The following is a 22101-nucleotide window of genomic DNA, read 5'->3' on the forward strand; positions in this document are numbered from 1 at the left end:
AGTTAACGGGGCAAATAAGAGTGTTTTATCTTGTAAAGAGTAATTAGACAACATCGTAAAATTATATTTAACAAAAAAATCGTGATTCTGTTAGATATCCGGATATATTTAACATATTTCGTCTAAGGCGATCACTTTTTGTTAAATATAATTTTTTATCTAACAAAAACGAGGCAAAATTCCGATTTTTTGTTAATTATCCGGATATATCTAACAAATTCCAGTATTCCCGGATCATTTTTGTAAATAAGGGGGATGAAAAGCATGGTGTCCTGCAGTTAACGGGGCAAATAAGAGTGTTTTATCTTATAAAGAGTAATTAGATAACGTCGTAAAATTATAATTAACAAAAAAATCGTGATTCTGTTAGATATCCGGATATATTTAACATATTTCGTCTAAGGCGATCACTTTTTGTTAAATATAATTTTTTATCTAACAAAAACGAGGCAAAATTCCGATTTTTTGTTAATTATCCGGATATATTTAACAAATTTCAGTATTCCCGGATCATTTTTGTAAATAAGAGGGATGAACAGCGTGGTGTCCTGATCTTAATCAGTGAAATAAGGTTTTTAATCATCTAAAGGATAAATTTCCTTAAAAATCATAAAATTGAGTGTATAAGACCTAATATGGGCCTTTTGTCATGAAGGTCTATAAAATCGAAATAAATATGGAGAGGCAACATGCAAATGTTGTAAAGATTTAAGGATGCTATCATTATGAGAAAGTTTTTCTAGAATATCGAACATAAACATACTAAAAATTCGAATGACTTGAGGTCGTTTGTTCTCAAGTCATTCTACAGCTTTTTTATCTTGCTTCGCTGTTGGTCACACCAGGTGTAAACAGGAATAAAAATTAATCAAATATTTTTAAAATTATAGTTACTCCTAGTGCACCTACGATCATGATAGTAGAGAAACTAAATAATATTTCTAACCAATTAGAATCAGGTAAAAACGAGAATAGTATTACATCAATAAATATTACTAATATTATCCATGAAACTACTTTTAAATGATTTTTTCTTTTGTTCATAAAGTAATGCTCACCTTAACTAAAGACTTTACAAGCAGCTTGTTTGCCACCGAATTTTTCGACTGCTGTTTGGAAAAGGTATCTGCAAACATCCACCACACATCCCGCTTTGCGGATATCTTGCCCATACCCACGTCAAGCAAAAGACTGTAAGAAAGCGTACAATATAACTTTGTGAAATTTACTGAAATAACTATTTTCAAGTGGCTAACTTAAACTTGAAATTTAAGTGCGAGTGCTTTTCTTGTTTCTCTGATTTTGAAATTTTAAAAACCTCCATTTAGTTTTATATATTATTTGCTCTTATTGTTCTAGTTCGTTGATATGAGTTAAGACTTGTTCGAGAATACTGAAAACATGAAGATCATCAAGACTGTAAACCATGCTTTTCCCTTCTCTCCTTGCCTTCACTAAACGCGAATCTTTCAATATTTTTAGTTGGTGTGAAATCGCGGACTGTTCCATATCCAATGCAAGCACAATGTTTCCAACACTGAGTTCTTTTTTCTGTAAAAGAAAGAGAATCGACAAGCGTGTAGGGTCACTAATCACTTTGAATAATTTGCTTATTGATTGAATCTTCTCTTTATTGATTGGCGAAGATGTTGATGTATGCATATGCTCTTATTCCTCTCATATGATTTTCCGTTCATATATATAATACCACATGAGTAAAACGATGCGAGTTTTTAGTTTATAGACTAAATTAAGACTTTTGTATTCATAATAGTAGTCCATTTGAACAAGAAGCATCTTGTCTTGACAAAGCTCATAAAGTGAGTTAATATGATTTCGTAAACATATGAACGAAACTTCATATGTGAATCATAATCATTCCGATTTACATATGAAAGGAGATGGATACTGGATAAGCCCAAAATATATGAATCCTTGCCTTACTTCGGCAAGCATGCGAGTTCAGAAGTTGCAAAACACAAAAAAGTCGGTGTATAGTTACACTATTTCTATTAGTCTAACTCAAGTTGAAAAATATTTTACGGCAGTTAAAGGATGTGTATTTTAATGGTTGATTGGTTTTTGAGTTTAAACCCAATCTGGCAAGCAACATTAGCGGGTGTATTTACTTAGCTAATGACCGTCCTAGGTTCGAGTTTAGTATTTTTATTTCATGAAGTGAATGATAAACTTCTTGCCATTATGAATGGTTTTGCTGCCGGGGTTATGTTTGCAGCAAGTTACTGGTCTTTGTTAGCACCATCCATTGATTTTGCAGAGCAAAATGGTTATGGTATTTGGTCATTTGTGCCTGCTTTGGTTGGTTTTTTAGTAGGAGGCCTCTTTTTAAGAGTTGTGGATGGCGTGGTCCCTCATTTGCATAATAGAACAAGCGGTGTTGAGGAAACTGAGGGTGTTGCTTCATCTTTATCGTCTACAACCCTTTTGTTTCTAGCGGTAACCATTCATAATATACCAGAAGGGTTGGCAATTGGTGTGGCTTTTGGAGCTGCTGGACAAGGAGCTTCTGCTATTACAAGTGCATTGGTGCTTGCACTGGGTATTGGGCTGCAAAACTTTCCCGAAGGTGCTGCGCTTTCAATGCCTATTCGAGCAGAAGGCAGTACAAAGGGACATGCATTTAATATGGGGCAATCCAGTGCACTTTTTGAAATTATATCAGCAACTATTGGCGCTTGGCTGGTCACACAGATAACTGTTATCTTACCTTATGCATTAGCTTTTGCAGCAGGAGCCATGGTATTTGTCTGTGTTGAAGAATTGATTCCTAATTCTCAAACGAATGGACATAGCGAAGTAGCGACAATGGCATTTATGATTGGTTTTGCTATCATGATGACATTGGACGTTGCTCTTGGTTAAACAATAAACAAAGGACACAAAAAAGTCTACAAAAATCAAATAAATTATATAGAAAGGTGATAAAAATGGAAAATATCCAAGAACAACAATCACAGGAAAAAGAGAAACATAACCATAACCACGACCACGATCACGGAAAGATGCCTATTGTTTTATACTTTATTGGTTTGGCATTGGCAATTGTTTCGCTGTTCTTAAGTGACGAATATCAAACCGTAAAAAACATCATGTTCTCACTCGCCACAATTAGTGCGGGCTATCATGTCATTATTCTGGAAGGTCTTGGAGAGACAATTGAGAATACAAAAACAAATAAAAAGTTCACGCCTAATTCTCATATTTTAATGGGATTAGCAGCTATAGGAGCTTCAGCGATAGGGAATTTTTGGGAAGGAACGTTGTTGATTCTCATTTTTTCAGGCGCACATTTTCTGGAAGATTACGCTGAAGGAAGAAGTAAACGAGAAATAACGAAATTACTCGAAATGAATCCAACGACTGCTCGGTTAATTTTGCCTGATGGGAATACAAAAATTGTTGATGTCAGTGAATTAACAGTGGGAGACCAACTTCAGGTATTAAATGGTGACCAAGTACCCATTGATGGCGTCATTTTATCTGGCTCTACTTCCATTGATGAATCGTCTATTAATGGTGAAAGTATACCCAATGAAAAAACAAAAGGAGATACCGTTTTTGGGAGTACGATTAATGGGACAGGTACGTTTACAATGGAAGTCACCAAAGAAAACGAAGATACAGTCTTTTCAAAAATTTTACAATTAGTGAACCAGAACCAAGATAATCAAACAAAAGCTGCAAGTATTATCCAAAAATTTGAACCGAAATACGTTACAGTTGTTTTAATTGCTATTCCCCTGTTCGTGTTATTAGCTCCTGCTCTATTTGATTGGACATGGGCACAAAGTATTTATAGAGGATTAGTTCTTTTAGTTGCAGCTTCACCATGTGCTTTAGCAGCAGCTACCGTATCGGTAACCTTATCAACGACCTCTAATCTGGCCAAAAATGGAGTCCTTTCAAAAGGTAGTTCTTATCTGTCTCAATTAGCTGATACTCAAGCAATTGCGTTTGATAAGACCGGAACTTTGACCAAAGGAAAACCAGAAGTAACCAATTATCATTTTGCTGATTCCGTGAACGTAGAAAATATGATTGATATCGTAGTAGCTCTTGAAAAAGAATCCAATCACCCCTTAGCAGATGCCATTCTAAGAAAGTTTGAACAAAAAAATCAACTGACTATTGAAGTAGAAAATCAGATTGGTAAAGGGTTGACAGGAGATTACAACGGCAAAAATTATCGGATCGGAAAACCAACTTCGTTTAACGAGGTTGCAGATGAATATATTCGTTTAAATAATGAATGGGCATCAGAAGGTAAAACAGTCGTATATGTAGCAGAAGATGAGAATGTCATTGGACTTATAGCTCTCATGGACGTTCCAAGTGAACATGCAAAAGACACCATTAAATACTTTAAAGAACAAGGCATACACACCACTTTAATCACTGGCGACTCAGAAATGACAGGAAAAGCAGTTGCGGAACAATTAGAAATAGATGAAGTAATCGCGAATGTCATGCCAGAAGATAAATCTCGAATTATAGACGAGCAAAAAGAGAAATACGGCTTAACAGCAATGGTGGGTGATGGTGTAAATGATGCCCCAGCCCTTGTGAATGCAAATGTAGGGATTGCCATGGGAGACGGAACCGATGTAGCAGTAGAAGTGTCTGATTTGGTTTTGATGCAGAATGATTTATCCAAATTGGTCCAATCTCATAATATTTCAACCAAAATGAATCGTGTCATTTGGCAAAATATTATTTTTTCAATGGCAGTCGTCGCTTTTCTAATTGTGGTTAGCTTATTAGGATTAACAGATATAGCAATCAGTGTCATTATCCATGAAGGAAGTACATTGGTTGTAATCCTAAATGGGCTTCGTTTGTTAAAACCTAACTAATCCAATCAAAACTCAAAAAGGTTTAGGTATACTAATAAGTTTCTGAAGTTTATATGCCTCTAACGTGCTAAAAACGTTAGAGGCATATTTTTTATAAATTACTTTGTCTCAAAAACAATCGATTATGGGACGATTTTAAATAACAACTTTTATAGACTAGAAGAAGGGTTTTTTAGTGCCAAAACTTTGCTCTTTATCTACGTATCTTTACCCACCCTTTATGATACAATTGAGAAAATCAAAATAGAGAAGGAAGAGGATTATGAGTGGGTATATATATGGGTATGCAAGGGTAAGTACACGATCACAAGAATTGTCTCGTCAGTTGGATTTGCTCAATGAACATAACTGCAACGAAATACTGACCGAAAAGATGACGGGAACCAAAGCTAACCGTCCGCAATTAAATCGACTGAAAGATAAATTGCGTCCAGGTGATACAGTTGTCGTGGAAAGCTTCTCTCGTTTGGGTCGCAGTACAAAAGATTTAATTGAACTTGTAAATTACTTTGAAGAACATAATATAAAGTTGATCAGCTTAAAAGAGAATTTTGATACTGCCACTCCACATGGTCGGCTTATGATGACTGTATTTCAAGCATTTAGCCAATTTGAGCGAGATTTGATTGTTGAACGTACAAAAGAAGGTTTAAAAAGTGCTCGAGCTAGAGGGCGAAAAGGCGGGCGCCCTCCTGTGAACCAACGAGATATCGAACGAGCAATAAAATTGTACAAAAGTGAAGAATATAGTGTGAAAGAAATTGTTGAGATGACAGGAATCAGCAAGTCAACGCTTTATCGTTACTTAGATAAATAAAAATTGACGATTAATTTTATTTAATCGTAGGAAAGAGGTGTTCTCATAAACCAAGAACTTCCTCCATTAACTCTATATACGGGCGACTAAAATGACGAATGAAATCGATATGATCGGTGGTAAAATGGGTATGGTTAAAAGTATGTATAGAGTTCTTCAGTTAGGAGCAGAAGAAAAATACTCAACGAATGTGTATGAAGAAATTGATCTCATTATTATTGATGAAATAGATCGATTAAAAGTACAGCATTTAGAACATTTAAGAGATATTTATGACCAAAAAGATGTGGCTATGATCTTTATTGGAATGCCGGGTATAGAAAAGCGATTGGCTCGTTATCCTCAACTCTACTCGAGAATAGGTTTTGCCCATGAATTTGACAGATTGAGTAAAGACGAGATCCACCATATTCTGGAATACAAATGGGAAGAGTTAGGATTATCTGTCCAACTGGAAGATTTTGCTAATTATGAAGCTGTCACTAGTATTATTAAAATTACCAGTGGAAACTTTCGACTTATCCAAAGACTTTTCACCCAAATCGAAAGAATATTAGAAATCAATAACCTTGAAACTATCACGACAGAAGTAGTGGAAGCTGCACGAGATAGTTTAGTTATTGGAGTAAAATAAGTAACAAAAAGGACTATTTCATTTAGCGAAATAGTCTTTTTTTGTTCTATCAGTGCAACATAGCGCTTGAAGTTAGTGCGAAATAAAACCAAAATTTACACTTATAAATGTTGGTATATGTGCATTTGTTAAGCATTTTAGTTACAATAAATATGTTAGGACATATAAATAGGTCATATATATAAGGTGGTTTTATTGAATAAAGAAAAACATAAAATCGGTTATGCAAGAATAAGTGATAAAGATCAAAACTTTGCTCGGCAGATTGAAAGTTTAAATAAAGCAGGTTGCTACAAAATATATACAGATGATTTAAGTGGGAAAGATAGAAATAGACCAGCTTTAAAAGAAATGCTTAGTTTCATAAGAGAAGGCGATATAGTGGTTGTTTCTGAACTTGATAGATTAGGAAGAAATAATAAGGAGTTAACAAGGACACTTGATGAAATAAGAATAAAAGGTGCGACAATTGAAATATTAGATTTACCTTCTTTAAGAGGAGTTGAAGATGATAATTTAAGACAATTATTGCAGAATTTAATTATTGAGCTATATAAATATCAAGCAGAAAAAGAACGTGAAGCTATTTTAGAAAGACAAAGACAAGGGATTGAAATAGCTAAAAAACAAGGGAAGTATAAAGGTAAACCTTTCAAATATTCAAAAGACAATCCTAGATTAAAACATGCTTTTGAATTATTTAAGCAAGGGTTAAGTGATCGAGAAGTTGAAGAAAAAACTGGTATCAATGAACGTACTTTTAGAAGATATAGACAAAGAGCGGGTATTTATAGAAAAGATTATTAGAAACATAGTAGATCAATGACTTTTTCTTTTTAGAAAAGGAGTTAGAGTATGAATACAGTTATTTTAGTTGAAAAACCAAGTCAGGCTCAAAGTTATGCAGAAGCTTTAAAACAATCAAAAAAGAAAAATGGTTATTTTGAAGTGTCAGATGATGAATTACCAAGTGCGATAATTACATATGGTTATGGTCATTTAGTTAGTTTAGCAGAACCTGAAAAGTATAATAAAGATTGGAAAAAATGGAGTTTAGAGCAATTACCAATGTTTCCTGATCAATATAAATTTGAGGTCTCAAAAGGTGCTGCAAAACAATTTAACATTGTTAAAAAGCATTTAGATAATGCTGATACTATTATTATAGGTACAGATAGTGATAGAGAAGGAGAAAATATTGCACGATCAATAATTAATCTTTCGGGAAATGGTAAAAAAGATATTAAAAGATTATGGTTAAACTCACTTGAAACTGATGAAATTAGAAAAGGTTTGAAGAACTTAAAAGACGGTAAACAATTTTATTCTACTTATAAAGAAGCACAGACTAGACAGATTGCCGATTGGTTGGTTGGAATGAACTTATCACGTTTATATACGTTGTATATGCAGAATAACGGTCTGAATGGCGTTTTTAGTATCGGACGAGTGCAAACACCAACTTTATTTATGATTTATCAACGAAATCAAGAGATAGAGAATTTTGTATCAAAGCCATTTTATGAGCTTTATGGTACTTTTTATACTGAAAAAGGCGAGTATGAAGGTAAATATTCAGGGCGTTTTGATACAGAAGATGAATTAAATGATTTTTTAAGAGAAAACAACATTGATAGTATCAGTAAGCTTAATCGAGCAAAAGTAAAAAATGTTGATGTTAAAGAGAAAAGATAACAAGCACCTAGATTATTTAGCTTGTCTGATTTACAAGCAACAGCTAACAAAAGATTTAAGTACAGTGCTTCAAAAACATTATTAGTTGCTCAATCATTGTACGATAAAAAGGTATTATCTTATCCTCGAACAGATACTAATTATATTGGTAGCCCTGAATTTAACTATTTTCAAGTGGCTAACTTAAACTTGAAATTTAAGTATTTAAAGTTTTATTTAAATATATTTTTTATCTAACAAAAAGAGCGCATAATTCCGATTTTTTGTTAATTATCCGGATATATTTAACAAATTCCAGCATCCAAGGCACAAATTTGTAAATAAGAGTGATGAAAAACGCCCCCAGCCAGTGCTTTATCTTCAAAAAGAGTCGAATAAGTACAAATAAATACCCAAACCACACACCTCTCCACCAAAGTTTAGGCTTGACTAAAAAATAAACATAAGGTATCCTAAAAATAGATTATTATAAGGAGTTGTAACATGTTAAAGGTAGAGAATTTAAATGTCGTATACGACAAGCATATTCATGCGATTAAAGATGCGTCATTTGAATTGGAGACAGGTAATATATATGGGATTATCGGCTCGAATGGTGCGGGTAAGTCTTCGCTTATTAAAGGGATGTTAAATCTTGTGCCGAACACTGGTACGGTGACTTTTAATGGCGAATCGATGAAAAATCACGCGAAACGTATATCGTACGTGCCGCAGCGTGTCGATATTGATATGACGTTTCCAGTGACGGTTTTTGACTGCGTGCTTATGGGAACGTATCCGAACCTGGGCGTACTTAAAAGACCTGGTAAAAAAGAAAAAGAGCGCACGTTAGAAAGTTTGAAAAAAGTTGGTATGGAAGATTTTAAAGACCGACAAATTGGTGAACTGTCTGGCGGACAGTTCCAACGAGTCTTAATTGCACGTACACTTGCACAGCATAGCGATCTCGTCTTTTTAGATGAGCCGTTCGTTGGGATTGATGTACAGAGTGAAAAAGTGATCATCAAAGTCTTAAAAGAAATGGCTGAAGAAGGAATTACGATATTAATTGTGCACCATGATTTAAGTAAAGTGCACGATTATTTTGATGAACTTATTTTAGTCCACTTCGGTGTTAAAGATTACGGTTCAGTAGAAAAAGTATTCACTGAGAAGAATTTAAAAGAAGCATATGGTGACAATATTATCGTGAAAGCAGGTGAAGCATGATGGTTATGAATATTTTTCACGATATTTTTGCATACGAATTTTTTCAAAAAGCGCTCTTAACTGGTGCGGTTGTAGGGATTGTGTGTGGAGTAATAGGGAGTTTTATCGTCATGCGCGGGCTCGCTTTAATGGGTGACGCGATTTCACACGCAGTATTACCAGGAGTTGCGATTTCATTTATGCTTGGTATTAACTTTTTCGTTGGTGCGGTAATTGTTGGATTACTCGCAGCGATTGGTATCGGGTTTATTAATCAGAACAGTAATATTAAAAATGATTCGGCCATCGGGATCGTGTTCTCGACGTTCTTTGCGATAGGTGTGTTGTTAATTGCAAAAGCAAATACAGCGATGGATTTAACCGAAATACTATTTGGTAACGTTCTAACGGTACGCGACATAGATCGTACGTTAACGATGATTGTTGCAGCTGTCGTTATCCTCGTTGTTATCCTATTCTATAAAGAATTTTTAATTACGACGTTTGACCCGACGATGGCAGTAGCAAGCGGGATGCCAGTGAAAACTATTCACTACGGATTAATGGTACTACTCACACTTGTAACTGTTGTATCGTTACAGACAGTAGGAGTTATTTTAGTCGTGAGTTTACTCATTACGCCAGCGGCGACAGCATATCTACTCACAAAACGTATGTCTCTAATGATCGTAATTGCAGCAAGTCTCGGCGGAATTTCTGCCATCATCGGACTGATGTTTAGCTTTAAGCTAAATCTATCGAGTGGTCCGACGATTGTACTTGTAGCTACAGCATTTTTTTTAATTGCATTTATTTTTGCACCTAAGAAGGGAGTTCTATGGAAATGGATTTAATTAAAAGGATTTCTGGCGTTTTAATTGCGCTACTTATTTTAACGGGTTGTTCATCTGACAGTGCAGATGAAGAGCAAAATGACAAACTAAAAATCACATCGACGTTTTCTATTATGACGGATATCGTTGAAGCGATTGGTGGAGATCATGTGGAAGTTCATAACTTAGTGCCACTAGGAACAGACCCACATGAATACGATCCAAAGCCAGAAGACATTCAGTTTTTAACAAAAAGTGATGCATTATTCTATAACGGCTTAAACTTAGAAGGAGAAAACGGTGGATGGCTAGATAAGTTCATTTCGTCAATTAATTATGACGAAAATAAAGTGTTCCGTGCGACTGAAGAAGTCGAACCAATGTATCTCGCATCAGGCACAAAAGATGAAGAAATCAACCCACACTCGTTTATCGATCCAAATGTCGGCATTAAAATGGCTGAAGCGGTCGAACAAGCATTAATTGAAATTGATGCAGATAATAGCGACTACTACAAAAAGCGTGCAGAAGAATATATCTCTGAGTTAAAAGACATTGAAGCGGAATATCGCGAAACGTTTGAAAATATTCCAGATGAAAAACGCATTTTAGTCGCAAGTGAGTTTGCATTTCAATATTTAACAGAACAATATGATATTCAAGAAGGTTATATTTGGGCAATTGACACAGAAGATAACGGGTCACCACAACAAATTAAAGACACGACAGAGTTTGTAAAACAACATAATCCGCCGGTCTTATTTGTAGAATCAAACGTCGATAGACGTCCGATGGAAGCTGTGTCTAAAGAGTCAGGAGTACCAATTTACGAAAAGCCACTGTACAGTGACGAAATTGGTAACCGAGACAGTGAAGCAAGTACGTATATCGAATATTTAAGATATAACTTAAAAGTACTTTCTGACGGTATGAACAGATAATATCTTTTAGTGTGCCATAACTAAAATATTATATATATACGGATTAGAACTCTCTAATCCGTTTTTTTTTATGATGAGAGGATAGTTTTCTCTTTAGATAATATGAAAAAATTAGTATCATAATAAGTAATTTACTAATAGGTAGAGGGCGGATGATATGCATATTGAAACAGCACCAGCAAAGATTAATTTAACGCTTGATGTACTTCATAAAAGAGATGATGGCTATCATGAAGTTGAAATGGTGATGACGACAATTGATTTAAACGACTATTTAACGTTCAAAAAACGCGAAGATAACCGTATCGTGCTGTCCTCAAATCACGGGTTTTTACCACTCGATAAGAAAAATCTCGTCTACCAAGCTGCACTTATTATGCAAGAGTACGGTGCTAAAGGCGTGGATATTCATATCGACAAATCGATTCCAGTAGCTGCGGGACTTGGTGGAGGTAGTGCAGATGCCGCTGCAACCTTTAGAGGAATAAATACACTATACGATTTAAATATCGATATTGACGAACTTGCTAGACGCAGTGCAGAAATCGGGTCAGACATTCCGTTTTGTGTATATGGAGGCACGAGACTCGCAACAGGGCGTGGAGAAATTACGACACCATTAAAACGCGCAGGACATGCGTGGATTGTGCTTGCCAAACCGAATATTAGCGTGTCAACAAAACGTATATATGGCGCGTTAAAAGGCGAAAAATCAAACCGAGGGACAAAACGCATGGTCGAAGCGTTAAATAACGGAAGTTATTATGACGTGATTGACGCGTTGTCTAATGACCTTGAACCAATTACTCGAACGCGTTATAAAAAAGTCGATAATTTACTCGAGTGCTTCAGAAGAAGTAAAGCAGACGGGGTACTCATGAGCGGAAGCGGACCAACGGTTTATGGTATTTGCAAAAAAGAACATCAAGCGACACAGTTATATAACGCAATTAAAGGTATTTGTGACGAAGTATATAAAGTACGACTTATCGGCTAATTCAACATAAGTGAGGAGAAGCAAATGAAGTTTAAACGGAGTGAGCGCATCGTTTTTATCACGGAGTATTTATCGAGACGACCAAACGAACGTATCCCGTTATCTGTATTTGTTAACAAATTTTCACAAGCAAAATCATCGATCAGTGAAGACCTTCGAATTATAAAAGCAGTGTTCGAAGAGGAATCTATCGGTAGAATCGAGACGACGCACGGCGCACAAGGTGGGGTGACTTTTATCCCACATATTAGTTATGAGAAAGCCACGAAAATCGTCGACCAATTTAAACAAGAGATTTCTGAAACAAAACGTATCTTACCTGGTGGATATTTATACTTATCTGATATTGTCGGCAATTCATCTCTCATGGCGCAATTCGGAGACCTTATTGCTACGATGTATGACGATAAAAAAATCGATGCGATTGTTACAATCGCAACAAAAGGGATTCCGATGGCGCATGCAGTTGCGAGTAAATTAAATGTGCCCGTCGCAGTCATTCGTAAAGACAATAAAATTACGGAAGGATCGACGGTATCTGTCAATTACGTTTCAGGGTCAACGCGTAAAATAGAAACGATGATTTTAGCAAAGCGTACGCTAGAAGAAGGTAGCCGTGTACTCGTTATCGATGACTTTTTACGTGCAGGCGGTTCGATTAATGGTGTCATTACGTTGATGGAAGAATTTAAAGCGACAGTCGTCGGTGTCAGTGTACTCGTCGAGTCAAAAGATACACCTGGAAACCGTAGATATAAAGACTATACGTCAATTGTTAAAGTATCAAAAATCGATGAATATAATGAAACATTTGTCGTCGAAGAAGGAAATTGTTTAGAATATTTTAGAAAAAGATAATAATAAACTATAGGAAGGAATGTGTTTATTTATGAATACTGAAATGATTAATACGAAAAACGTACCAAAAGCAATCGGGCCTTATTGTCACGCAATGAAAGCTGGAGATTTACTTTTCACTTCTGGTCAAATTCCATTAAATTTAAACGGTGAAATTGTGTCTGATGACGCGAGAGAACAAACGACACAAGTATTAGAAAATCTCGGCGCGATACTTAAAGAAGTTGGACTTGGATATGAGAACGTCGTGAAAACTTTAATCTTTATTTCAGATATGAATGACTTCGATGTCGTAAACGAAGTTTACGGACAATACTTTACGGGTAAACTACCAGCGAGATCATGTGTTGAAGTGAGCCGTTTACCAAAAGATGTAAAAGTAGAAATCGAACTTGTGGCTTCTTTTAAATAATATAAACACATGTCCGTATTATTGACTACAGGAGGATTCACACAATATGAAAATTACTGATGTAAGATTACGTAAAGTGAATAATCAAGATACGAGAATGAAAGCATTAGCGTCAATTACGTTTGATGACGCGTTTGTTGTGCATGATTTAAGAGTTATTGAAGGTAACAATGGATTATTTGTTGCAATGCCAAGTAAACGTACAGCAGATGGAGAGTTCAGAGATATCGCTCACCCAATCAACTCAGAAATGAGACAGCACGTACAAGAAGAAGTGATGCGCGTCTACGATGAAACTGAAGAAGAAACTGAAGCGGTTGAATCAGACGAAGAATAATCGTATGGAAAGCTAGGGCATATACGCTGTCCTAGCTTTTTATCTTTTTAAATTTCTTAGGAAATACTGTAAAATAATGGTAGAAGAAACGATTTGGAGGCATATTGTATTATGCATAAGCAAGCAGTGATTTTAACAGATGTCGATACATCTCAGATGAAATCAAACACACATACCGCATTACATACGTTATGTGGGACAACGATATTACAGCATATCATTAACCAGTTAAAACTTTCGGGTGTAAATGATATTTATTTAACTACAAAAGAAGGATTAAATGAGTCATTTGACTCATACAAAGTTCTGACGGATACAAGTCAGCTAGAGGACAAGGACACAGTATTTGTCGACAGCCGTTCACCACTCATTTTTGACGAAATGTATAAAAGTTTATACGAAGAAGACATCGATAACATTTACGTCGTCGACGGACAGTTGTTACTCGTCGAAAAAGGCAAGTTAAACACTTTAAAATTAGATACGATTGATAATATGGCGAAAGCAATCGGTGCTGTTGAAGCGGACTTTGGTATATTTACAGTAGAAACGAGAAAAGAGCTCGCAAATGCCCGTTATTTATATCAAACCGTTATATTAGACCGATTAATGGATCATGGAGTTACGATTATTAATCCTGAAAATACGTACATCGATAGTACGGTAGAAATCGGTAGAGATACTGTGATTTACCCTGGAGCAGTTATCGAAGGTGAAACGGTCATCGGTGAAAATTGTGTCATTCGAGGCGATAGTGAAATCACGAACGCAAGAATCGGTAACGACGTTGTAATTAGACACTCTGTCATTACAGATTCCGAAATTGGTGACGGTACGTCAGTTGGACCATTTGCACAAGTTCGACCAGGAACAAAAATCGGAAAGTCTGTAAAAATTGGAAACTTTGTAGAAACTAAAAAATCTTTCCTTGATGATGGTGCAAAAGTGTCGCATTTAAGTTATATTGGAGATGCAGAGGTCGGAAAACGAACGAACATTGGTTGTGGAACAATTACAGTGAATTACGATGGTGTAAATAAGCACAAAACGATCATTGGAGACGATGCATTTGTCGGGTGTAACTCGAATATGATGGCACCAATTATGATTGGAGACCGCTCGGTTATCGCTGCGGGAAGTACTGTAGTAGACGATGTACCATCAGATAGTTTAGCAATCGCACGTGAACGTCAAACGACTAAAGAAAATTATTATAAAAAATAACCGCTGGAGGATATTATGGGAAATCAGCAAAACATTAAAGATGACATGAAAGTATTTACTTTATCTGCAAACGAACCACTTGCTCAAGAAATCGCAGACCATCTAGGTGTAGAGTTAGGGAAGTGTAAAGTGAATCGCTTCTCAGACCAAGAAGTGCAAGTAGACGTGTTAGAAAGTGTACGTGGTAAAGATATCTTTGTCGTACAACCAACGTCAGAGCCAGTAAACGCACACTTAATGGAGTTATTAATTATGATAGATGCGTTAAGACGTGCATCAGCACGCCGCATCAACTTAGTTATTCCGTACTATGGTTACGCGCGTCAAGATAGAAAATCTCGTCCACGTGAACCAATTACAGCGAAACTCGTTGCGAACTTACTTGAAACAGCAGGTGCAGACCGCGTTGTGTCTATCGACTTACACGCTGCACAAATTCAAGGGTTCTTCGATATTCCAATCGACCACTTAACGAGTGTTCCATTAATCACGAAATACTTTGAAGATGAAAAACACGACTTAAACTATGAAGAAGAAGTGGTTATCGTATCACCGGACCACGGTGGGGTGACACGTGCACGCCGTATGGCTGAAAGACTCGGTTCACCAATTGCGATCATCGATAAACGTCGTCCACGTGCGAACGTTGCAGAAGTAATGAGTATCGTCGGTGACATTAAAGGTAAAACAGCAATCGTTATCGATGACATTATCGACACAGGTGGTACGATTAAACTTGCAGCAGATAAGTTAATCGAAGAGGGTGCGACTGAAGTGTACGTATGTTGTTCACACCCAGTATTATCTGGTAAAGCAATCGAAAACTTACAAGAGTCACAAATTAAAGAGGTAATCGTAACAAACTCAATTAAATTACCTGTAGAAAAACAAATCGATAAAATTAAGCAACTTTCAGTTGGAGAGTTACTTGCTGAAGCAATTACTCGTATTCACGAAGAGCGTTCAGTCAGTCGCTTATTTGACTAAAGTTAAATATTGTTAAAATACTTTTACAATATATCCTATTATATGGTATTATTACGTATGGCTATTTGTTAAAGTGGTAAAATGACTGCTAGTTTATGAAAGGTGGAAAATATAATGGCAAAACTAGTTGCGAATTCAAGAGAGAGTTTAACTAAAGGTGAACTCAATGAATTACGTGCAGCTGGCAAAGTACCTGCGGTACTTTACGGTTATAATGTAGAAAACACATCAGTTACTGTCGACGAAGTAGAATTTATTAAATTAATTCGTGAAATCGGACGTAACGGTGTAATCGATCTTGAACTTGACGGTAAAACAGTTCAAGCAATGGTGAACGAATATCAATTCGAATCATTAAAAAATAGAGTGGACCACATCGACTTCATCGCAATCAACATGGATGAAGAAAGAACAGTAGAAGTAAGTGTTGTTACTGTTGGTGAAGCTGCTGGTGAAAAAGAAGGCGGAGTTGTTGAACAACCAAACTTCGTTGTTGAAGTTACAGCTCGTCCAGCGGACATCCCTGAAGAGCTTGAAGTAAATGTTGAAGCACTTGAAATTGGTGATTCAATTACTGTCGGAGATATCCGTGATAAGTTCTCATTCACGATTGAAAACGAAGATGACACTACTCTTGCAATGGTATCTGTACCACAAGAAGAAGTTGAAGAAGACGCAGAAGATTCAGAAGAAGCTACTGAAGAAGCACCTGCAGAAGGATCATCTGAAGACGAAGAGTAATATAATTATTGCTAGGGCGGTGGGGAACCATCGCCTTTTTTAATATGGAGGAAAGATTATGAAGTGCTTTGTTGGACTTGGGAACCCAGGACCTAAATATGACAATACACGTCATAACGTTGGATTTATGGCGATTGATAAATTAAGTGATAGTTTAAATATCGATTTAGATGAAAATAAGTTTAAATGTGAATTTGGTACAGGTTTAGTGAACGGCGAAAAGGTAATGCTCGTTAAACCTCAAACATTTATGAACTTATCTGGGGAAGGCGTTCGCCCGTTAATCGATTATTTTAATATCGAACTCGACGACGTTTATATATTATATGACGATATGGATCTTGGACTCGGGAAGCTGAGACTGCGTCAAAAAGGTAGTGCAGGCGGGCATAACGGGATTCGTTCGTTAAACCAACACTTCAAAACTGAAAAATATAAGCGTATTCGTATTGGAATTGGTCGTCCAGATGGTCCAATGCCAATCGTGAACTGGGTGTTATCAAAATTCACAAAAGAAGACATGGTCACACTCGAAAAAGTGTTAGACGTCACGACAGATGCGTGTGAAATGGCAATCAATCACGACTTTATAGATGTTATGAACCGTTATAACGGTGATATCAATGCATAACCGAGTTAAAGAGAGAATCAGACAAGACTCTCGCGTGAGAGAGGTTTTAGACTATACGCCCAATCAGTCACTACTCGTTACGGGTATAACAGATGAGTTTAAAGGGCCGTTATTTCACGAGGTCGTCGAAGCGAACGATTCACCCGTCGTGTTATTTGTTGAAAACAATCATAAAATGGAGAAACTACAAAGCCAACTAATGGCGTATACAGAAGACGTGTATACATTTCCTGTTGGCGACATTATGATTGAAACGATGGCAGACCAAAGCCCAGAATTTAAAAAAGAGCGCATGCGAACGTTATATGCCCTTCTTGAAAGAGAGAAAGGGTTATTTATCGTGCCGACAGAAGGACTTATGAAGCCGTTAATGGTGCCTGAAAAACTATCGACATACAAAAAGAAATTAGAGCTCGGTAGTGATATCGATTATGGTGCGTTTATTCGTTACTTATCTGACGTTGGATACGTGAGACGTGAAGAGGTCCAAAACTTCGGTGAATTCGCAGTACGTGGAGATATTTTTGACGTGTATATGTCGAGTGGGCTCGTACGTATCGAATTATTCGACACAGAGGTCGACTCAATACGCGCCATTGACGAAGAAACAAAGCGTTCTACACATAATCTAGAATCTGTCACGCTCGAACCATTTTCAGAATATGTGTTAGAAGAAGATGAACGCGACGCGCTGATTGAGCATATTACAAAGCTGTACGATAAAACGAAAGAAACGATCGACAAAGGTGCACATGAATCACTCGATACGTACTTCGAGAAGTTGACTAATAAAGACTATACGATGAGTCATTTAAGCCAATTTAGTCATTTACTTTATGACGATGAAGTATCGATTTTAGACTATATTAGTGAAGATGCGATTATATTAATCGATGAAGTCAAAACGATAGAAGCAAGTTTTGAACGTGAAGTCCGTGCGATGCATAATTATTACGAAAGCCTTCAAGAAGCAGGTAAGATGCTCAGTGAAGGTGGAAATTATTTAGAGCATCAACTCGAGCGTCTGTATAAAAGAGATGCGATTTATTTTACACTATTTTTAAGTGCGCTACCTGTGAACGTACAAGACATCGTTAAAATCTCTGTGAAACCGACTGAAATTTATTACGGACAATACGATATACTCGCATCCAACATTAATCAGATGGTACGTGATGGCTTTTTAGTAAACATCGTTTTACGTGACGAAGAAGAACTAAAAAAGACGCGCCAGTTACTCGAAGATTTAAATATCGATAGTTTCATAAAAGAACTTCCTGAAGATGTAGAAAATGGTGTTGTACTATCCATTGGAGAATTCGATGCAGGTTTTATACTGCCATTTATGCATGCTGCAGTTTTAACGAGTAAAGAGCTCTATAACCGTACGTCAAAAAAGAAGCGTCGTACGAAAAAGCTATCTAATGCTGAAAAAATTAAATCTTATCAAGAATTAAACGTCGGAGATTATATCGTACACGTACATCACGGTGTTGGGCGTTATCTCGGTATAGAAACGTTAGAAGTTGGCGGTCTACACAATGACTATATGAAACTTCAATATAAAGGGACGGACCAGTTATTTATCCCTGTCGATCAAATGGACCTCGTACAAAAATACGTCTCTAGTGACGACGGTGCACCAAAAATGCATAAGCTCGGAGGTACAGAGTGGAAGAAAACAAAAGCGAAAGTTGAAAGTAGCGTAAATGAACTTGCTGACGAATTACTTAAGTTGTACCAAGAACGTGCAGCGACTGAAGGGTTTAAATTTAGTCCAGATAATGACATGGTTCAGTCATTTGAAGAACGTTTCCCTTATGAAGAGACGCCAGACCAACTTGCATCTATTCACGAAATTAAACAAGATATGGAAAGAGTGCAGCCAATGGACCGACTGCTATGTGGTGACGTTGGTTATGGTAAAACAGAGGTCGCAATTCGTGCAGCATTTAAAGCAGTTCAAGACGGCAAACAAGTCGCGGTACTCGTACCGACGACGATTTTAGCCGCACAGCACTATGAAACGTTCATTGAACGTATTGAAGATTTCCCAGTCAACGTGGAGATGATGTCGCGTTTTAGAACGCCTAAAGAAATGCGTGAAGTTAAAAAAGGTCTAAAAGAAGGAACGGTCGATATCGTTATCGGTACACATACGATTCTCGGTAAAACGGTAGAGTTTAAAGACCTTGGACTTCTCATTGTCGACGAAGAGCAGCGCTTTGGTGTAAAACATAAGGAGCGCATTAAGCAGCTAAAAACAAACGTCGACGTATTAACTTTAACGGCTACACCGATTCCAAGAACGCTACACATGAGTTTAATGGGTGTTAGAGACTTATCAGTGATCGAGACGCCTCCACAAAACCGTTTCCCAGTTCAAACGTACGTCTTAGAATATAACGGGAACTTCGTCAAAGAAGCAATTAACCGTGAACTCGCAAGAGGCGGACAAGTGTTTTATCTTCATAATCGTACGGATACGATTTACGAAAAAGCAATTCACATTGAAACGCTCGTGCCTGATGCGAGTGTTGGAGTGATGCACGCGAGAATGACTGAGTTAGAAATCGAAGAGACGATGCAAGCGTTCGTCAATAACGAGTACGACATACTCGTGACGACGACGATTATCGAAACGGGTGTCGACGTGCCGAACGCAAATACTCTAATTATTGAAGACTCAGATCGCTTCGGATTGTCGCAACTGTATCAAATTAGAGGTCGCGTTGGTCGTAGTAACCGAATTAGTTACGCGTATCTTTTCTATCAACCAAACAAAGTGTTAACAGAAGTTGCTGAAAAGCGACTTGCGGCAATTAAAGAATACACTGAACTCGGAAGCGGGTTTAAAATTGCGATGCGCGACTTAAATATACGTGGTGCCGGGAACTTACTCGGTAAACACCAATCTGGATTCATCGATTCAGTTGGATACGAGTTATATTCAGATATGTTAGAGACTGCTGTGCTAGAAAAGCGTGGTTTATCTATTGAGGAGAAAGAACCTGCAAACATACCGGTCGAAATCGAACTCGATGCATATTTACCAGCATCTTATATTTCACATGAGCAATCGAAAATTGACCTATATAAACGTTTAAGAGCAGTGGGTAGTATTGAAGCGTTACGAGATATTGAAGATGAAATGATCGACCGATTTGGAGAATACCCAGTAGAAGTCGAGAATTTAATCGACCTCGTACGTGTGAAGATTTATGCACTAATACTCGGTGGGTATAGAGTATATGAAGATAAACAATACTTCTATTTAAACTTAACGAAAGACGCAACAGCACAAATTGACGGCGAACGGTTGTTTATCGACACGAATGATTATAAAAGAGAACTTCGTATTCGAGTACAAAATAACGAAATTCAGTTTCAAGTGAAATCGAAAGACATTAAGCTATTTATCGATATTTTAAAACGCTCGCTGAATAGTAAAAAGGAGGAAGCGGTATGATAACGATTGTCGGTCTTGGAAGTAGTGATGTCGATCATATGACAGTTGGCGTGTATAACAGATTAAAAAGAAGCGACTTTGTTTACTTACGTACGAGCGATCATCCTGCTGTCGAACTACTCAACACTGAAAATATCCCGTACGAGTCATTTGATAATTATTACGTTGAAAGTGAAACGTTCGAAGAGACGTACGAAAAAATCGTAGACACATTACTATCAAAAGGAAAAGATAGAGACATCATTTATGCAGTCCCTGGGTCACCGTTGTTATACGAAACGACGACAGAATTACTGTTAAATAACGATGCAGGTGTGGAAGTAGATGTTATTGGGGGACAGAGTTTTATCGACGTGTGTATTGAAGCGGTAAATATTCCTGTAAACGAAGGGTTTCAAATTTTAGACGGCTCGACATTAACTGAACGCGATTTAAATCACCGTCAACATACACTAATTACACAAGTGTACGATCAGTTTTCAGTGTCGGATGTGAAACTTACGCTGCTCGACTATTACGAACCAGAGACGCCAGTCACTTTAATTGTAGCAGCTGGTAGCCGTGAAGAAAAACTAATTACAAAACCACTCGAAGAAATCGATTATGACGTACCGAATTCGAATTTAATGACGATGTTTATCGAAAAAATCGACAGTGAAACGTTAGATAACCGTTCGATTTACCATATGCGTGAAATCTACCAAGTGCTCGTTGGTGAAAACGGATGTCCTTGGGACAAGGTTCAAACACATCAATCACTCGAACGATTTTTACTCGAAGAGTCGTATGAAGTAATCGAAGCCATTGAAAAAGAAGACGATAATCTTCTCGTCGAAGAACTTGGAGATATTTTACTTCAAGTCGGTTTACACGCAGCGATTGCTGAACGAGATGGATATTTTAATTTCCACGATATATTAGAAAGTCTAAACCGTAAAATCGTTCATAGACATCCGCACGTTTTTGGAGACGTTGAAGTAAACAACCAAAGTGAGTTAACAGAAGTGTGGAATGCTCAAAAGAAAAAAGAAGGTAAAACAGAACGTATTAAATACGAAAAAGAATACGCAACGACAGTACTTGAATGGATGAAAGAAACGATTCACTCAGGGAAATCGTTAGGCGAAATATTGGAGGAACAATATGAGACTCGATAAGTTTTTAAAAGTGTCACGTATTATTAAACGTCGTCCACTTGCGAAGACGATGAGCGACGACGGACGTATCGAAGTAAACGGTAAAGTCGCAAAAGCTGGCACGACTGTTAGCGTCGGTGACGAACTTAAAATTCGTTTCGGGAACCGTATCGTCACGTACGAAATCCTCGATCTAAAAGAGCATGCTAAAAAAGAAGAAGCCGAATTAATGGCAAAAATGCTACACGATGAAAAAATAGAAGACGATAAAGACGAATCTGGATGGTAACTGTATAAAAAATCGTGTAAACTTGTATAAAAGGATGT

The 22101-nt window shown here is 37.0% G+C and carries 18 protein-coding genes and 3 pseudogenes; 20 read left to right on the top strand and 1 reads right to left on the bottom strand.

Annotated elements, in window-relative coordinates; genetic code table 11:
- Positions 1 to 1347: 1347 nt before the first annotated feature.
- Positions 1348 to 1662, bottom strand: coding sequence for an ArsR/SmtB family transcription factor (locus HMPREF2767_RS05880; protein ID WP_068130419.1), 315 nt, complete (start codon positions 1660 to 1662; stop codon positions 1348 to 1350).
- 405 nt (positions 1663 to 2067) lie between these two features.
- On the opposite strand from HMPREF2767_RS05880, the pseudogene HMPREF2767_RS05885 reads away from it, so the two are divergent.
- The 20 genes and pseudogenes from HMPREF2767_RS05885 (at position 2068) to HMPREF2767_RS05980 (ending at position 22063) form a co-directional block, all read left to right on the top strand.
- Positions 2068 to 2883, top strand: a pseudogene (locus tag HMPREF2767_RS05885) (ZIP family metal transporter).
- Between the two features lie 65 nt (positions 2884 to 2948).
- On the top strand, positions 2949 to 4874 hold the full coding sequence (locus HMPREF2767_RS05890) for a heavy metal translocating P-type ATPase (protein ID WP_070623065.1): 1926 nt from the start codon (positions 2949 to 2951) through the stop codon (positions 4872 to 4874).
- A gap of 262 nt (positions 4875 to 5136) precedes the next feature.
- Positions 5137 to 5691 carry a recombinase family protein gene (locus HMPREF2767_RS05895; RefSeq protein WP_070623068.1) on the top strand — a complete coding sequence of 185 codons (555 nt, stop codon included), beginning with the start codon at positions 5137 to 5139 and terminating at the stop codon, positions 5689 to 5691.
- Between the two features lie 187 nt (positions 5692 to 5878).
- Positions 5879 to 6325, top strand: a pseudogene (locus tag HMPREF2767_RS05900) (AAA family ATPase); the annotation flags it as partial.
- A 195-nt stretch (positions 6326 to 6520) separates the two neighbouring features.
- Positions 6521 to 7132 carry a recombinase family protein gene (locus HMPREF2767_RS05905; protein ID WP_068130408.1) on the top strand — a complete coding sequence of 204 codons (612 nt, stop codon included), beginning with the start codon at positions 6521 to 6523 and terminating at the stop codon, positions 7130 to 7132.
- 48 nt (positions 7133 to 7180) lie between these two features.
- A pseudogene (locus HMPREF2767_RS08840) lies at positions 7181 to 8257 on the top strand (DNA topoisomerase).
- Between the two features lie 246 nt (positions 8258 to 8503).
- Positions 8504 to 9229 (top strand): metal ABC transporter ATP-binding protein, encoded by a 726-nt coding sequence (locus tag HMPREF2767_RS05915; RefSeq protein WP_040928178.1) that lies wholly within the window; start codon positions 8504 to 8506, stop codon positions 9227 to 9229.
- The gene (locus HMPREF2767_RS05920; protein ID WP_070623077.1) at positions 9226 to 10062 is read left to right on the top strand and encodes a metal ABC transporter permease; all 837 of its coding nucleotides are present in this window, start codon (positions 9226 to 9228) and stop codon (positions 10060 to 10062) included. Before HMPREF2767_RS05915 ends, HMPREF2767_RS05920 begins: the two co-directional genes overlap by 4 nt.
- On the top strand, positions 10053 to 10982 hold the full coding sequence (locus tag HMPREF2767_RS05925) for a metal ABC transporter substrate-binding protein (RefSeq protein WP_070623158.1): 930 nt from the start codon (positions 10053 to 10055) through the stop codon (positions 10980 to 10982). Before HMPREF2767_RS05920 ends, HMPREF2767_RS05925 begins: the two co-directional genes overlap by 10 nt.
- A gap of 157 nt (positions 10983 to 11139) precedes the next feature.
- Positions 11140 to 11979 (top strand): 4-(cytidine 5'-diphospho)-2-C-methyl-D-erythritol kinase, encoded by an 840-nt coding sequence (ispE, locus tag HMPREF2767_RS05930; RefSeq protein WP_070458327.1) that lies wholly within the window; start codon positions 11140 to 11142, stop codon positions 11977 to 11979.
- A gap of 24 nt (positions 11980 to 12003) precedes the next feature.
- Positions 12004 to 12837, top strand: coding sequence for a pur operon repressor (gene purR / locus HMPREF2767_RS05935; RefSeq protein ID WP_068128644.1), 834 nt, complete (start codon positions 12004 to 12006; stop codon positions 12835 to 12837).
- 43 nt (positions 12838 to 12880) lie between these two features.
- Positions 12881 to 13249, top strand: a complete 369-nt coding sequence (locus HMPREF2767_RS05940) for a RidA family protein (RefSeq protein ID WP_246828772.1) — start codon at positions 12881 to 12883, stop codon at positions 13247 to 13249.
- A 46-nt stretch (positions 13250 to 13295) separates the two neighbouring features.
- Positions 13296 to 13586, top strand: a complete 291-nt coding sequence (gene spoVG / locus HMPREF2767_RS05945; protein ID WP_070623083.1) for a septation regulator SpoVG — start codon at positions 13296 to 13298, stop codon at positions 13584 to 13586.
- 111 nt (positions 13587 to 13697) lie between these two features.
- Positions 13698 to 14810: a DapH/DapD/GlmU-related protein gene (locus tag HMPREF2767_RS05950; protein ID WP_070623086.1), complete on the top strand. Its 1113-nt coding sequence runs from the start codon at positions 13698 to 13700 to the stop codon at positions 14808 to 14810.
- A 15-nt stretch (positions 14811 to 14825) separates the two neighbouring features.
- A complete protein-coding gene (locus HMPREF2767_RS05955) occupies positions 14826 to 15797 on the top strand; it encodes a ribose-phosphate diphosphokinase (protein ID WP_070623089.1) in 972 nt (323 codons plus the stop codon).
- A gap of 114 nt (positions 15798 to 15911) precedes the next feature.
- Positions 15912 to 16538, top strand: coding sequence for a 50S ribosomal protein L25/general stress protein Ctc (locus tag HMPREF2767_RS05960; protein ID WP_070623092.1), 627 nt, complete (start codon positions 15912 to 15914; stop codon positions 16536 to 16538).
- Between the two features lie 58 nt (positions 16539 to 16596).
- Positions 16597 to 17169 carry an aminoacyl-tRNA hydrolase gene (pth, locus tag HMPREF2767_RS05965; RefSeq protein WP_068128637.1) on the top strand — a complete coding sequence of 191 codons (573 nt, stop codon included), beginning with the start codon at positions 16597 to 16599 and terminating at the stop codon, positions 17167 to 17169.
- Positions 17162 to 20638 carry a transcription-repair coupling factor gene (mfd, locus tag HMPREF2767_RS05970; RefSeq protein ID WP_070623095.1) on the top strand — a complete coding sequence of 1159 codons (3477 nt, stop codon included), beginning with the start codon at positions 17162 to 17164 and terminating at the stop codon, positions 20636 to 20638. Before pth ends, mfd begins: the two co-directional genes overlap by 8 nt.
- Positions 20635 to 21795: a MazG nucleotide pyrophosphohydrolase domain-containing protein gene (locus HMPREF2767_RS05975; protein ID WP_070623098.1), complete on the top strand. Its 1161-nt coding sequence runs from the start codon at positions 20635 to 20637 to the stop codon at positions 21793 to 21795. The genes mfd and HMPREF2767_RS05975 overlap by 4 nt, the downstream gene beginning before the upstream one ends.
- On the top strand, positions 21782 to 22063 hold the full coding sequence (locus HMPREF2767_RS05980; RefSeq protein ID WP_040928190.1) for an RNA-binding S4 domain-containing protein: 282 nt from the start codon (positions 21782 to 21784) through the stop codon (positions 22061 to 22063). Before HMPREF2767_RS05975 ends, HMPREF2767_RS05980 begins: the two co-directional genes overlap by 14 nt.
- Positions 22064 to 22101 lie beyond the last annotated feature (38 nt).

It is taken from the genome of Nosocomiicoccus sp. HMSC067E10 (assembly GCF_001810835.1).
Lineage (GTDB): Bacteria > Bacillota > Bacilli > Staphylococcales > Salinicoccaceae > Nosocomiicoccus > Nosocomiicoccus ampullae_A.

Excerpts from the sequence above, each read along its gene's own strand:
- ispE (WP_070458327.1), top strand. The coding sequence starts at position 11,140 with ATGCATATTGAAACAGCACCAGCAAAGATTAATTTAACGCTTGATGTA.
- mfd (WP_070623095.1), top strand. The coding sequence starts at position 17,162 with ATGCATAACCGAGTTAAAGAGAGAATCAGACAAGACTCTCGCGTGAGA.
- HMPREF2767_RS05980 (WP_040928190.1), top strand. The coding sequence starts at position 21,782 with ATGAGACTCGATAAGTTTTTAAAAGTGTCACGTATTATTAAACGTCGT.
- HMPREF2767_RS05920 (WP_070623077.1), top strand. The coding sequence starts at position 9,226 with ATGATGGTTATGAATATTTTTCACGATATTTTTGCATACGAATTTTTT.
- HMPREF2767_RS05975 (WP_070623098.1), top strand. The coding sequence starts at position 20,635 with ATGATAACGATTGTCGGTCTTGGAAGTAGTGATGTCGATCATATGACA.
- HMPREF2767_RS05925 (WP_070623158.1), top strand. The coding sequence starts at position 10,053 with ATGGATTTAATTAAAAGGATTTCTGGCGTTTTAATTGCGCTACTTATT.
- spoVG (WP_070623083.1), top strand. The coding sequence starts at position 13,296 with ATGAAAATTACTGATGTAAGATTACGTAAAGTGAATAATCAAGATACG.
- HMPREF2767_RS05915 (WP_040928178.1), top strand. The coding sequence starts at position 8,504 with ATGTTAAAGGTAGAGAATTTAAATGTCGTATACGACAAGCATATTCAT.
- pth (WP_068128637.1), top strand. The coding sequence starts at position 16,597 with ATGAAGTGCTTTGTTGGACTTGGGAACCCAGGACCTAAATATGACAAT.
- HMPREF2767_RS05960 (WP_070623092.1), top strand. The coding sequence starts at position 15,912 with ATGGCAAAACTAGTTGCGAATTCAAGAGAGAGTTTAACTAAAGGTGAA.
- HMPREF2767_RS05950 (WP_070623086.1), top strand. The coding sequence starts at position 13,698 with ATGCATAAGCAAGCAGTGATTTTAACAGATGTCGATACATCTCAGATG.
- purR (WP_068128644.1), top strand. The coding sequence starts at position 12,004 with ATGAAGTTTAAACGGAGTGAGCGCATCGTTTTTATCACGGAGTATTTA.
- HMPREF2767_RS05940 (WP_246828772.1), top strand. The coding sequence starts at position 12,881 with ATGATTAATACGAAAAACGTACCAAAAGCAATCGGGCCTTATTGTCAC.
- HMPREF2767_RS05955 (WP_070623089.1), top strand. The coding sequence starts at position 14,826 with ATGGGAAATCAGCAAAACATTAAAGATGACATGAAAGTATTTACTTTA.
- HMPREF2767_RS05890 (WP_070623065.1), top strand. The coding sequence starts at position 2,949 with ATGGAAAATATCCAAGAACAACAATCACAGGAAAAAGAGAAACATAAC.
- HMPREF2767_RS05880 (WP_068130419.1), bottom strand. The coding sequence starts at position 1,662 with ATGCATACATCAACATCTTCGCCAATCAATAAAGAGAAGATTCAATCA.
- HMPREF2767_RS05895 (WP_070623068.1), top strand. The coding sequence starts at position 5,137 with ATGAGTGGGTATATATATGGGTATGCAAGGGTAAGTACACGATCACAA.